Annotated in this window: 13 protein-coding genes; 3 read left to right on the top strand and 10 right to left on the bottom strand. The window is 68.5% G+C overall.

What is annotated here, in order from left to right:
• The first annotated feature begins 3 nt into the window (after positions 1–3).
• Positions 4–1,476 (top strand): glutamate--cysteine ligase, encoded by a 1,473-nt coding sequence (locus tag A5622_RS12180; protein ID WP_066868358.1) that lies wholly within the window; start codon positions 4–6, stop codon positions 1,474–1,476.
• Positions 1,477–1,486: 10 nt separating this feature from the next.
• On the top strand, positions 1,487–2,167 hold the full coding sequence (locus tag A5622_RS12185) for a class I SAM-dependent methyltransferase (protein WP_066868356.1): 681 nt from the start codon (positions 1,487–1,489) through the stop codon (positions 2,165–2,167).
• Here the strand turns inward: A5622_RS12185 and egtE are convergent.
• The 9 genes from egtE to A5622_RS12230 form a co-directional block, all read right to left on the bottom strand.
• Positions 2,164–3,270: an ergothioneine biosynthesis PLP-dependent enzyme EgtE gene (gene egtE / locus A5622_RS12190; RefSeq protein WP_232002951.1), complete on the bottom strand. Its 1,107-nt coding sequence runs from the start codon at positions 3,268–3,270 to the stop codon at positions 2,164–2,166. The genes A5622_RS12185 and egtE overlap by 4 nt on opposite strands.
• A gap of 47 nt (positions 3,271–3,317) precedes the next feature.
• Positions 3,318–4,283: an L-histidine N(alpha)-methyltransferase gene (egtD, locus tag A5622_RS12195; protein WP_066878750.1), complete on the bottom strand. Its 966-nt coding sequence runs from the start codon at positions 4,281–4,283 to the stop codon at positions 3,318–3,320.
• Positions 4,283–5,005, bottom strand: a complete 723-nt coding sequence (gene egtC, locus A5622_RS12200; protein WP_066878753.1) for an ergothioneine biosynthesis protein EgtC — start codon at positions 5,003–5,005, stop codon at positions 4,283–4,285. The genes egtD and egtC overlap by 1 nt, the downstream gene beginning before the upstream one ends.
• A complete protein-coding gene (gene egtB / locus A5622_RS12205; RefSeq protein WP_066878794.1) occupies positions 5,005–6,318 on the bottom strand; it encodes an ergothioneine biosynthesis protein EgtB in 1,314 nt (437 codons plus the stop codon). Before egtB ends, egtC begins: the two co-directional genes overlap by 1 nt.
• Positions 6,319–6,362: 44 nt before the next feature.
• A complete protein-coding gene (gene egtA / locus A5622_RS12210; protein WP_066868346.1) occupies positions 6,363–7,676 on the bottom strand; it encodes an ergothioneine biosynthesis glutamate--cysteine ligase EgtA in 1,314 nt (437 codons plus the stop codon).
• A 178-nt stretch (positions 7,677–7,854) separates the two neighbouring features.
• On the bottom strand, positions 7,855–8,526 hold the full coding sequence (locus A5622_RS12215) for a sensor domain-containing protein (protein WP_066878755.1): 672 nt from the start codon (positions 8,524–8,526) through the stop codon (positions 7,855–7,857).
• Positions 8,527–8,558: 32 nt separating this feature from the next.
• Complete coding sequence (locus tag A5622_RS12220; protein WP_066868376.1) at positions 8,559–10,007, bottom strand: catalase; 1,449 nt, start codon at positions 10,005–10,007, stop codon at positions 8,559–8,561.
• A 243-nt stretch (positions 10,008–10,250) separates the two neighbouring features.
• Complete coding sequence (locus tag A5622_RS12225; protein WP_066878757.1) at positions 10,251–10,790, bottom strand: hypothetical protein; 540 nt, start codon at positions 10,788–10,790, stop codon at positions 10,251–10,253.
• A 153-nt stretch (positions 10,791–10,943) separates the two neighbouring features.
• Positions 10,944–11,378, bottom strand: a complete 435-nt coding sequence (locus tag A5622_RS12230) for a hypothetical protein (protein WP_197498043.1) — start codon at positions 11,376–11,378, stop codon at positions 10,944–10,946.
• 334 nt (positions 11,379–11,712) lie between these two features.
• Between A5622_RS12230 and A5622_RS12235 the strand changes: the two genes are divergently transcribed.
• The gene (locus tag A5622_RS12235) at positions 11,713–12,000 is read left to right on the top strand and encodes a GlsB/YeaQ/YmgE family stress response membrane protein (RefSeq protein WP_066868338.1); all 288 of its coding nucleotides are present in this window, start codon (positions 11,713–11,715) and stop codon (positions 11,998–12,000) included.
• A 9-nt stretch (positions 12,001–12,009) separates the two neighbouring features.
• Here A5622_RS12235 and A5622_RS12240 read toward each other — a convergent pair whose 3' ends face one another.
• Positions 12,010–12,927, bottom strand: coding sequence for a DMT family transporter (locus tag A5622_RS12240; RefSeq protein ID WP_066878759.1), 918 nt, complete (start codon positions 12,925–12,927; stop codon positions 12,010–12,012).
• Between the last annotated feature and the right edge of the window lie 80 nt (positions 12,928–13,007).

The raw sequence follows: 13,007 nt of genomic DNA on the forward strand, positions 1-13,007 counted from the left end.
GGTGTGGGCGAAGAGGTCAAGCGCACCACGTACGACAGCGCACAACGGCGGGAATACCGGCGCAAGGTACAGCTGTGCGTGGATGTCTTCGAGACGATGCTCGCCCGGTCGTGCTTCGAGTCCGAGCAACCGCTCACGGGCATGGAGATCGAGTGCAACCTCGTCGACGCCGACTACCAGCCGGCGATGTCCAATCGTCACGTGCTGGACGCCATCGGTGACCCGGCCTATCAGACCGAATTAGGCGCCTACAACATCGAATTCAACGTCCCGCCACACGCGCTGCCCGGGCACTCCGGGCTCGATCTCGAGGCCGAGGTGCGGGCCAGCCTGAACGACGCGCAGGCCAGGGCGGGCGCGGCGGGCGGCGCCCACATCGTCATGATCGGCATCCTGCCCACGCTGATGCCCGAACACCTCGACCACGGCTGGATGAGCGAATCCACCCGCTACGCCGCGCTGAACGACTCGATCTTCACCGCCCGCGGTGAAGACATTCCCATCGACATTTCCGGTCCGGAACCGCTGAGCTGGCACACCGCCACGATCGCTCCCGAATCAGCCTGCACCAGCATGCAATTGCATCTACAGTTGGCGCCGGAAACGTTCGCCGCCAACTGGAATGCGGCGCAGATCGTGGCCGGCCCCCAGCTGGCGCTGGGCGCCAACTCACCCTTCTTCTTCGGGCACCTGCTGTGGGCGGAAACCCGCATCGAGCTGTTCACCCAGTCCACCGACACCAGGCCCGAGGAGCTGAAAGCCCAAGGCGTGCGCCCGCGAGTGTGGTTCGGCGAACAGTGGATCGATTCGATCCTGGACCTCTACCGAGAGAACATCCGCTACTTCCCGTCCCTGCTGCCCGAGGTCTCCGATGAGGATCCGGTGGCCGAGCTGGCCGCCGGACGCATCCCGCAGCTCGCCGAACTGCGCCTGCACAACGGGACGGTCTACCGGTGGAACCGCCCGGTCTACGACGTGGTCGACGGTCGCCCCCATCTGCGACTGGAGAACCGGGTGTTGCCGGCCGGGCCGACCGTCGTCGACATGCTGGCGAACTCGGCCTTCTTCTACGGGGTGCTGCGCAGCCTGTCCGAAGCCGACGATCCGCTGTGGCAGCACATGGATTTCGGTGTGGCAGAAGCCAATTTCCTGGCGTCGGCGCGCTCCGGCATCGACGCGCGGCTGCACTGGCCCCGAGTGGGTGAGGTGAGCGCACGCGACCTGGTGCTCGACACACTGCTGCCGATCGCCGACGAGGGTCTGCAGCGCTGGGGCGTCGACGCCGAGGTGCGCGACCGGTTCCTCGGGGTGATCGAGGGCCGGGCGCGAACGGGGCGCAACGGTGCCAGCTGGCAGGTGTCCACCGTGCGGGCGCTGCAGGACGGCGGCATGAGCAGGCCCGCGGCGCTGGCCGAAATGCTGCGCCGCTACTGCGATCACATGCATGCCAATGAGCCGGTGCACACCTGGGAGTAGGTTGAAACCCATGTCATCTGATCAAGTGATGGACTGGGACAGCGCCTATCGGGAGCAGGCCCACTTCGAGGGTCCGCCGCCGTGGAACATCGGCGAGCCGCAACCGGAACTGGCGGCGCTGGTCGCGGCCGGCAGATTCCGCAGCGACGTGCTGGATGCCGGTTGCGGGGTCGCCGAGCTTTCCCTGGCGCTGGCCGCCCAGGGGTACACCGTGGTCGGGGTCGACCTCACGCCGACCGCCGTCGCGGCGGCCACCAAGTCCGCCGAAGAGCGCGGCCTGACCACGGCCAGCTTCGTGCAGGCCGACATCACGTCGTTCTCCGGCTACGACGGACGGTTCTCCACGGTGGTGGACAGCACGCTGTTCCACTCGCTGCCGGTGGAGGGCCGCGACGGCTACCTGAGGTCGATACACCGGGCCGCCGCCCCGGGGGCGAACCTGTTCATCCTGGTGTTCGCCAAGGGCGCCTTCCCCGCCGAGTTGGAAACCAAGCCCAACGAGGTCGACGAGGACGAACTGCGCGCCGCGGTGAGCAAATACTGGGAGATCGACGAGGTTCGCCCCGCTTTCATCCTGTCCAACCCGGTCAACATCCCCGACGCGCCGTTCGAATTTCCGCAGCATGAACTCGACGAGAGGGGCCGGCGCAAGATGCCGGCCTACTTGCTGACCGCGCACAAAGCCGGTTAGCCGGTTGCGGTCGCCGCGGTGGCGGCGATGAGCGCCTCGGCGAACGTCTCGAGGTCGGCGGCCGTGGTGTCCACGTGCGGTGAGATCCGCAGCACGGGTCCGGCGAGCTCCAGCGGCGCCCGTTGCACGCCGGCGAAGGTGGTCAGGATCCGTCGCTCGGCGAGCAGCCAGGCCCGCACCGCTTGCGGGTCGGCGCCGTCGTTCGGCGCCAAAGTGGTGATGGCACTGGGTTCTTCGACCTCTTCGACCACCGTCCACCCGGCGACATCGGACAGTATGCTGCGGCTCAGTCCGCCCAGCTCGGCCAGCCGTGCACGCACCGCCTGCGGCCCGTACGCCAGGTGTTCGCCCAGCGCCAGCGAAAACCCCACCCGTGCGGCCACATTCGCTTCGCCGAATTCCAGTTGTTCGGCCACCGTCGGTGCGCCGTCGTTGCTGGCCCACTGCGACGCGCCCAGCCTGGGGTGCAGGCTTTCCATCAGCTCCCGGCGCACCGCGAGGATACCGACACCGCGCGGGCCGGCGATCCACTTGCGCGACGAGGAGTAGGTCGCGTCGGCGCCCACCGCGCAGTCCACCTGGCCCAGCGCCTGCGCCGCGTCGACGACGAGCGGCAGCCCCAATTCCCGGCAAAGTTGGGCGACCATCGAAACCGGTTGCACCACACCGCGATGACTGGCCACCGCGGTCAGATGCACCAGGTCCGGCGGGTCGGTGTCCAGCGCCAGCGCCGCCTCGTCAAGCGCGACCCGGCCGTCTTCGAGCGTCGGTAGCAGTTGCCGGTCGAATCCGTGGGCGGCCAGCATCGCCAGGTTGGGCCCGTATTCGCCGGGCAGGCACGCCACCTTTCGTCGCTCGGTCGGCCAGCCGCCCAGCAGCAGATCCAGGGCGTTCAGCGAGCCGGTGGTGAAAACAACCTCGGCGTCGGGCATTCCGGCCAGCGCGGCGAACGCCGCGCGTCCGGCGTCGAGCACCGGTGTCGCGGCCTCCGCCGCGACGTAGCCGCCGACTTCGGATTCGTTGCGAGCGTGCTGCGCGGTGGCCTCGATCACCGCCAGGCTCTGCCGTGAACAGGCCGCGTTGTCCAGGTGCAGTCCGGCCATCGGCGGCCGGGCTGACCGCCACTGGTCGGCCAGCGCGTTGCTGCCGGTCACTTCACGGCCAACGACAACCCGAAGTCGCCCGCCGCGTCGGTCCACCACCGGGTGCGGCGCAACCCCGCGGCGGCCAGTTCGTCAGTCACCTTGTCGGAGTGGAACTTACACGACACCTCGGTGAGCATCTCCTCGCCGGCCTCGAAGTCGACGGTCAGCTCGAGCGCGCCGACCCGCACCCGCTGGCGACGGTCGGACCGCAACCACATCTCGATGCGTTCCTCCGCCGCGTTCCACCGGGCCACGTGCCGGTAGGCCTCGACGTCGAAATCCGCGTCGAGTTCCCGGTTGACCACCGCGAGCACGTTGCGGTTGAACGCCGCCGTCACCCCGGCGGCATCGTCGTAGGCGCGCACGAGTCGCTCGGTGTCCTTGACCAGGTCCGTGCCCAGTAGCAGGCTGTCGCCGGGCCGCAGCTGCGCGGACAGGGCGGCGAGGAACTCCGCGCGCGGTCCGGGCGTGAGGTTGCCGATCGTCGACCCCAGGAACACGAACAGCCGTCGTCCGCCTTCGGGGATCTTTGTCAGGTGCTCTTCGAAGTCACCGCAGACGGCCTTGATTTCGACCCCGGCGTATTCCTGCGCGATGGCCGCTGCGGCCGTCGACAGGATGCTGGCGTCGACGTCGAACGGGACGAACCTGCGTAGCGAGCCACGCTCGCGCAGGGCGTCCAGCAACAGCCGGGTCTTCTCCGACGTGCCGCTGCCCAGCTCCACCAGCGTGTCGGCCTCGCTCACCGACGCCACTTCGGCCGCCCTCGCGCGCAGGATCTCCGCCTCGGCGCGGGTCGGGTAGTACTCGGGCAGCCGGGTGATTTGGTCGAACAGCTCGCTGCCCACCGCATCGTAGAACCACTTGGGTGGCAGCGACTTTGGCGTCTTCTGCAGGCCGTCGAGCACGTCACGGCGCAACGCGTGGTACGCCGAGTCGGCGGCCAGGTGGTTCGACAGCGACAGCGTCATCAAGATCCTCTCGACTGGTCCAGCGGCGTCATCGTGACGCCGTCGGCAGTGACTTCGACAAGGTGACGGTCCGGAACGTCCTCCCAGTCGGAGTCGTTGTCATAGGGTTCACTGGCCAGCACCACACCGTCGGGGCGGCGCAGGATGCACAGTGTGTCGCCCCAGGCCGTCGCCACCATGCGAGAGCCGTTGGCGGCCAGGATGTTCAGCCGGGCGCCCGGGTCGGCTTCCCCGATCTCGACGATGGTCCGCCCCAGCGCGTCGAGGCCGCGCTCGAAGATCACCGCGGCCAATATAGCGCTGTCACAGACCGATTCGGCCCACGACGTCGTGGGCAGCACGCTTCGGTCCACGATTCCGTTGTGCGACAACAACCACTGGCCGTCGGTGAACGGAGCGGTCGCGCTGGCCTCGATCGGCATGCCGACGGTCGCCGAGCGCACGGCGGCCACCACGCAGTGGCTACGCAGCGCGGGCGCGATGGAATCGAACGACACGTCACCCCAGAGCGGCGCCTGGCTACGCCACCGGCGCGGCACGCCGGGCCCTGGTGCGGCTTCGGCGGCGGTGTCGAAAAACCCCACGCCCCAACCGTCGGCGTTGAGCAGGCAGTGCTTTTGGCGGCGCGGCGCATAGGACTGAACCCGCAGCCCGAATGGCGGGTCGAGCACCAGCGAGGAAACGGTGACGTCGGTTCCCAGCCAGCCCAGGTGCCGGCACATCAGGCGGACCCGGCGTCGGGGACGTCCCACGCCAACCGGACGCCGGAGAAGATCTGGCGCCGGTAGGGGTGGTCCCAGTTGCGAAAGCTCGGCCGCATGATGCCCGGTTCGACCGCCCACGAGCCGCCGCGCAGCACCCGGTAGTCGCCGTCGAAGAACGGCTGTGAATAGCGTTCGTAGAGCATCGGGACGAAACCCGGCCACGGCCGCAGCGGGGAGCTGGTCCACTCCCAGACGTCGCCGAGCAGCTGCTCGGCCCCGTATGCGGAGGCGCCGGCGGGATAGGCGCCGACCGGCGCGGGACGCAACGCCGCGCCGCCGAGGTTGGCCAGCGCCTCGTCCGGTGTGCGCTCACCCCAGGGGTAGCGGCGCCGGGTGTTGGTGGACGGATCCCAGGTGCAGGCCTTCTCCCATTCCATCTCCGTGGGCAGCCGGGCGCCGGCCCAGGCCGCGTACGCCTCGGCCTCGAAATAGCTGACGTGCTGGACGGGTTCGTCGGCCGGGATGTGTTCGACGTGGCCGAACCGGGTGCGGGTGACGCCGTCGGAACTCCAGAACTGCGGCGCGTCAAGACCCGCGCCCTGCCGGTGCCGCCAGCCGCGCTCGGACCACCAGCGGGGCTGGTCGTAGCCACCGTCGTCGACGAACTGCCGCCATTCGCCGTTGGTGACCGGGACCCGGCCGATCCGGAACGCGGGCAGGTCGACGACGTGGGCCGGGCGCTCGTTGTCCAGCGAGTACGGTTCGCTAGCGGGGTCCACACCGAGGACGAACTCGCCGCCGGGCACCAGCACCGAGGTGCCCGCCAGCCCCGGCCTACCCGCCGGCAGCGTCGACGTGCCGCGCAACAGCGGGGCGCCGCTGCGCAGGTTCAACGCCTGCAGCATGGTCTCGTCGTGCTGGTTTTCGTGGCTGACCACCATCGCGTAGACGAAGGCCGCGTCGTCGCCGGCGGGGTCGTCGGGCAGCGCGTCGAGCGCGTCGAGCACCGCGGACCGCACGGTCCGGCAATAGGCCCGCGCTTTGTCCGGCGACAGCAACGGCAGATCGACCCGGCTGGCGCGGGAATGCACGAAGGCGTCGTAGAGCCCCTCGACGGCCGGCGGCAACATCCCCGGCCGGGCCGGATCCCCGCCCCGCAGCAGCCACAGCTCTTCTTGCTGACCGATGTGCGCCAGGTCCCACACCAGCGGGCTCATCAGCGGGTCGTACTGCCGGCAGAGTTCGGCGTCGTCGAACTCGACGAGTCTCAACGTCCGCGTCCGCGTCCGCGCCAAGTCGTCGGCGATCGTCTCTCGGCATGACGACCGCAAGCGCGGCGCAGCCGGGCGCAGCGGGTCGGAATCATCAGGTGACGTCACAACTCCCCTTGCGCCAGTCGCCGCACGGTGGGGGCCAGGCCGTGCTCGATCACCTGGTCGGCGAAATCGTCGCCGGGACATCGGCCCTGCTCGACCATGCGGACCAATCGCTGCATCGAATCGCCGAGTTCCGCGGGCGCTTTCGCCGCGGCGATGGCCACGCAGGCGTTGGCCGCCCGGTACAGCCGCCGATCCCGCAGGCCCACCCGGGCCGCGGTGTCCCAGGCGGTCGCCACGGGTTCGACGGCCTCGGCCGCGACGTCGGCGGCGGCCGGGTCGTCGAGCAGGGCCACCAGGGTGAACGCCACGGCGGGCCACAACGGGTCCGGCACGCTGTCCAGGTAGCGGATCTCCAGCCACTGCCTGGGGCGCACCGGCGGGAACAACGTGGTGAGGTGATATTCCAGGTCGGCCAGGCTGGGACGGCGACCCCCGAGCAGCACCCGGCCGTCGACCCAGTCGGCAAAGGGCACCCAATGGGTGACGGCCTCGGCGTCGGGGTTGTGCACCAACATCACCGGCGCCTTGAGGGCGTACCGCGCCCAGTCGGTGCCGGGGTCGTCGCCGCTGGCCCCCAGGATGGGCCCGCAGCGCGCCGAGTCCATCCGGCCCCACACCCGCTGGCGGCTGGACACCCAGCCGGTGAAGTCGCCGACCAGCATCGGCGAATTGGCGGTGATCGCGATCATGGTGGGCCCCAGGGCATGCGCCAGGCGCACCCGCGCAGCCCAGCCCTCCCGCGGGCCGGCGTCCACGTTGACCTGGATCGAGGCGGTGGACGTCATCATCGCCGCGCCCGCCTCCCCGGAGCGGCTGGTGGCGAAGAACCGTTCCATGGCGCGGTACCGGGCGCCGGGATTGATGCGCTGGGGCGGCCGCAGCGGGTCGGCGCCGAGGAACACCAGGCCCAGCCCAGCCTCAGCAAACGCCGGCCGCAGCACGGCCTGGTCCCGGCGCATGGCGTCGATGGCGGGTGCCACGCCGTCGGCCGGCGGCCCGGACAGTTCGACGGCGCCGCCCGGTTCCACGGTGATCCTGCTACCGCCCGGCATCGCGGGCAGCGCGGCGAGCACGTCGGCGATTTCATCCCAGCTCGGCCGGCGGTGCGGGTCGGCCGGGTCGTGGCAGTGGGCCTCCAGTTCCAGACCCACCCGGCCCAGCGGGGCGTCCACCAGACAGCCTTCGGCGATGTATTGCGCGACGGCCGCCGAGTCGGCCGGCTCGGCGATGCTCAGGTCGGGGGCAGGGTCGGCACCGGCCGCCCGCGACTCCGGTCGCGAAGCCGCGGCGGTGATCGGCGCGAACGTCATATCACGATCCCTTCGGGCCCCGCAGCCTGAACACGCACCTGCGGACCGCTTCCCTGCGCAGCTAATCGAACGATAATCGGCACTACTTCGTCTAGTGCTTCATCTATCAGACGCCCCCGACATATTCCCTTCTGCGCACTTTGACGTGCTCGGGGAACACGGTTACCCAATCGCTCGATTATTGACCCAGCGCGTTCTGCATCGCCCCAGCTAGCACGTTGACCGCGGGTCCGGCATTGCCGGATTGGCACACCTTTGCCTGCAGCAACACGTTTTCGCGCAGCCTGGTTTGATCGAAGCACCGGCGATCGGTGCCCGCCTCCTGCTTGGTCCAGTTCTCGTCGGCGGGGCCGGCCGGGCCGCCGTCGAACGACCACACCTGGGTGCTGCCATTGTCCAGGTGGATCGCGGTGGTCTGCCCCGAGCAGCCCACGGTTCGATCCACCACGCGATGAAACGCCCGGGCCGCCGCCTCATTGGTGGCGAACACCCCGACGGCCTGTTTCACCAGGTGCGTCTGGTCGGTGGCCGACGTCTGGGTGACGGCCCCGTTGAACGAGGCCAGGTCGGGATCGTTGTACACCTCGGGCAGGCCGATGTCGGCCCAGTTGTTGCACTCGGGAAGGTCGACCCAGTCGCCTTGCCCGGGCTGGGTGAACACCGACTCCCACCCCATGGGTCCGCCGACGATGTTGCCGACCGACCCCCTGCCCAGGACGGCGTAATTCACCACGCCGGGCTCCGACGGGCGCGCGGCGGCGACCGGAACCGCGATGGTGCCTGCCAAGGCCAGGCCGACGACGACGGCGGCCCCGCGCCTCTGGGCAACCTGCGTAACCCGCGTGGTCATGCAGCGATCATGCCAGGCGACCCGACGAGCGGTCAGCCCCCGTTGCCCCGCACGCCTTCCTCGACCTTCTTGCCGAGGTCGGGGTCGACATTGCGCCAGTACTCGAACACCCGCGACAGCACCGGTTCCTTCACGCCTTGGGAGACGTGACCAATGATGTTGTGCGCCAAGCGTTCCCTGGCCGCGTCATCGAGAACTTCGCGGACCATGGTGCCGGCCTGTCCCCAGTCGTCGTCCTCGGCGTGCAGCGTGTAGGCCGAGCGGACCATGTCGCCGTCGGCATGCCAGCGCACCTCGGCGGCGCGGGCCGGATCGGCGTGCGGACCACCGTAGGAATTGGGCGCATACACGGGGTCGGACACGTTGTTGATCCGCATGGCGCCGTCTTTGGAATAGCTGTTCACCTCGACTCTGGGGGTGTTGACCGGGATCTGCCGGTAGTTGGTCCCCAGCCGGGCCCGATGCGCGTCCGAGTACGAAAAGCCGCGCGCCTGCAGCATTTTGTCCGGGCTCAGCCCCGTGCCGGGCACGGTGTTGTTCGGCTCGAAGGCCGCTTGCTCGATCTCGGCGTGGTAGTCGGTGACGTTGCGGTTCAGCGTCATCTTGCCGACGTCGATCAACGGGTAGTCGCCGTGCGGCCACACCTTGGTCAGATCGAACGGGTTGAACCGATAGTCCTTGGCTTCCTCGTACGGCATGATCTGCATCTTCAGCGTCCAGCTCGGGTAGTCCCCGCGCTCGATCGACTCGAACAGGTCGCGCTGGTGGTAGTCGCCGTCCTCACCGGCCAGCCGGTCGGCGTCCTCCTGGGTCAGGAACTCGATGCCCTGATCGGTGATGAAGTGGTACTTCACCCAGAAGATCTCGCCGGCGGCGTTGATCCAGCTGTACGTGTGGCTGCTGTAGCCGTTCATGTTGCGCCAGGTCTTGGGGATCCCCCGGTCGCCCATCAGCCAGGTCACCTGGTGCGCCGATTCCGGGGACAGGCTCCAGAAGTCCCACTGCATGTTGTGGTCGCGCACATTGCTTGCCTGCAAGCGCTTCTGGGACCGGATGAAGTGCTGGAACTTCAACGGGTCGCGCATGAAGAAGACCGGCGTGTTGTTGCCGACGAGATCGAAGTTGCCTTCGGTGGTGTAGAACTTCAGCGCGAAGCCACGCGGGTCCCGCCAGGTGTCTGGGCTGCCGCGCTCACCGGCGACCGTCGAAAACCGGGCCAGCATGTCGGTTTTGGTGCCGGGCTGGAACACCGCGGCCCTGGTGTACTTGCTGACGTCGTTGGTCACCTCGAAATGACCAAACGCGCCACCGCCTTTGGCGTGTGGCTGGCGCTCCGGGATGCGCTCGCGGTTGAACATCGCCATCTGCTCGATCAGGTAGTGGTCCTGCAGCAGAATCGGGCCGTCTGGGCCGATCGTCAGCGACTGATCGTCGCTCGGCGCAGCGATACCGGCGTCATTGGTCGTGAAACGCTCCGTCATTACGCTCTCCTCGTCACCGGGCGGAAGGCCGCACAGCCCCGGATCGCGCACGGCGACACCGAATTCGCTTGCTCATCAAGCAGGTTCGGCGTGGCTGTCCGCGACCCGGGCCTTCCGGCCTGCAACCGAGTATTCCCCTTTTCTTGATCCGGTCAAGAAAATTTTGAGCAACACCATCGGTTGCCCACTACGGGTCCTTACCCATTTGGGGCTGGAAATAGGCCGTGAGTGCGGCGGGCGCCGTCACGGGGGCGGCGCCGGCGCACCGGGGGGCGCGCTGACGGCCGGCGGTTGGCCGGGGCCGCTGACACCCGGGCCGCCATGCGGCCCGCCGGGACCGCCCGGACCGCTCGGGGGCATCGGAACGATCAAGCCGGGACCCCCGGGGCCGTATCCCCAGGGCCCGTTGTCGGGTCCACCCGGGCCACCGGGTCCGCCGTACCACGGGCCGTAGCCGCCGCCGGGACCGCCGTACTGCCCAGGTCCGTTGCCCGGCCCGGGACCAGCGGGTCCCCAGGGCCCATTGCCCGGTCCGGGGCCACCGGGGTGAAACATGCCGTGCTGATGGTGGCAGGGGTGCTGGTGCTTCCAGATGAAGGCACCGACGAAGAACAGCGACGAGAGGATGAACACGATGCCGGCGACGATCACCACCCAGGCCGCCGCCGTGTAGAGGCGCGGCGGCTGCACCCGGTCCGGGGGTGGCGGCGGTGGCGCGGTGACCGGTGCGGCTGGGGCCGGCTCGGCGGTGGGCTCAACTCGTTCTTCGGGTGTCTCGCTCATGCCTTGCCATATTGCCGCGCATACCTGTGCTTCAACAGGGCCCGCCGACAAAATTGTGGTGAATCGAGATGCGGCGGTTAGGGGCCGGTTACCGCCAAAGACAGGTGGCCCGGCGCTCCACTCGAGCGCCGGGCCACGGTTGGCGAGGGGGTTTCAGTTGGTCAGCACGATGACGCTCGGGGTCTGTCCCAGCGCGGCCGCCGAGTGCAGGACCGACGGCGGGAGCTGGCCCGGGGCCATGCCGCTGGGACGCACGCCCGAGGGAGCCGGCGCGGTGCTGGTGGCTCCCGGCCCGGTCTGGCCGCCCTGACCACCCTGACCGCCCGGCGCGCCCGGTGCGCCCGGGCCGCCGAAGTTGCCGGGGCCGCCGGGGCCACGGTGGTGCACCATCGCGTGGTGGTGCTTGTGGTGGTGTCCGTGATGGCCGCCGCGGTGGCCGAGGATGAAGCCGGTGAAGAAGATGACCGCGACGATGAACACGATGCCGGCGACGATGGCGACCCACGCGGCGAGTTGGAAGACCCGCGGGGCCCGGTAGGCCGCCGCCGCTTCGGCGGCGACCGGTGCAGTGGCGGTGGAGTGCCGCACAGTGGGGGATTCAGATGTTTCACTCATGAGACAAATGATGAAGCCGTTAACAGTAGTGGCGGCTATGCGCTACTTATGTAGCAGCTGTGAAGTAAAGCCCCCGGTCAGCGGGTGAAAACGCGCTATTCGGGCCGCAGCAAGTTGGCCGCGAACTGTTACCTCCGCGCGTTGGACCGCAAGCCACGGCGTCGATGTCGTCGACTCGGATCGCGAAGTAAGCCCTACGTGCTGCATCGCCCTCGACGCCTGCGGGGATTAGCGGGCTCAACAGGCCAAGAAACGGGTATCTCTCTCCACATCAAAGCGATGACCTGTGCTACCAGAGGAGTTTCAAGTGATCGGGACAATTATCGGTGCCATCTTCGTCGGACTCGTCGTGGGCGGACTGGCCAGGCTCATCATGCCCGGCAAGCAGAACATCGGCGTCGTGATGACTGTGGTATTGGGCGCACTCGGCTCATTCCTTGGAACCTGGGTGTCCTACAAACTGGGCTACTCCAACCAAAATGGCGGATTCAAGATCATTCCCTTCCTGGTTGGCATCGTCTTCGCGTGCATCCTCATAAGCATCTACCTCGGCGTCACCGGGCGTCGCATCACCAATCGGGCGGGACGACGGTAGCGCCTCCGCCTAGCGGTCCGACGGCGGCTCAGGCTCGGCCGTCGTGTTCGTGTCGCTTCCGGCGCGAGCGGCCATTGAGGCGGCCTTGCCGCGGGCCAAGGCCCAGGTCGCGACGATAACCACCAGCACTGCGACTACCAGGGCGAAAGCCTTGGGGCCCGAGGCGTGGAGGGTCTCGCCCAGCACGATCACCCCAAGCGCCGATGCCACGATCGGCTCGGCCACGATCACCGTTGGCATCGAGGCTGTCAATGCGCCGGCCCGGAATGACGATTGCTGAAAGATCATCCCGGCCAGTGCGGTCGGTATCCAGACATACAGCTCGGGCGCGCGGAGCAGGGCACCGAAGCCGCCTCCCAGCGCATCGACGACGCCCTTGGTCAGCACCGCGAACACCGCCAGCGACAAACCCGCCACCACCGCCAGAAGCACCGCCGCGGGCGGACGACCCGGCCACATCCGCGCGCCCAAGACACACAACGCCGACAGCGGGGCTATCACCATGACGACGACGGTCCAGCTTGTCAGCGATCCCCGCGATTGGCCCGCCTCCGGCTGACCGATCATGATGAACGCGACCAACGCGACTGCCAGCAGCGCCGCCCAGGCCCATTCCCAGCGGGTTATCCGGTGATGCGTCAGCCGCGCATAGATCGGCAAAGCGAACAGCAGTGCCGTCACCTGCAGCGCCGTCACCAGCATTACCGACCCAATGCCCAACGCCGCGGCCAGCAGGGCGTAATTGGCGACAGCCCCCGCGCTGCCCAACCACCACCGAGTGTCGCCCAACGACTTGCGGAACAGGGCGAGGTGGCCGACCGGTTCGTCGGTGATCTCTTGCGCGGACCGCTGACGAATCACATTCCCAAACGCCGATGCCAGTGCCGCGCATAGGGCGAGCACCAGCGCGATACCGGCGTTTGACATAGCTGACTCCTTTGCAATGTTCGATCCGATGCGCACCGCTGCGGATGTATATGAATGACGGGGTTTCCTACCTGACGACG

The sequence above is a fragment of the Mycobacterium sp. 1245801.1 genome (assembly GCF_001673055.1).
GTDB classification, from domain to species: Bacteria; Actinomycetota; Actinomycetes; order Mycobacteriales; family Mycobacteriaceae; genus Mycobacterium; species Mycobacterium europaeum_A.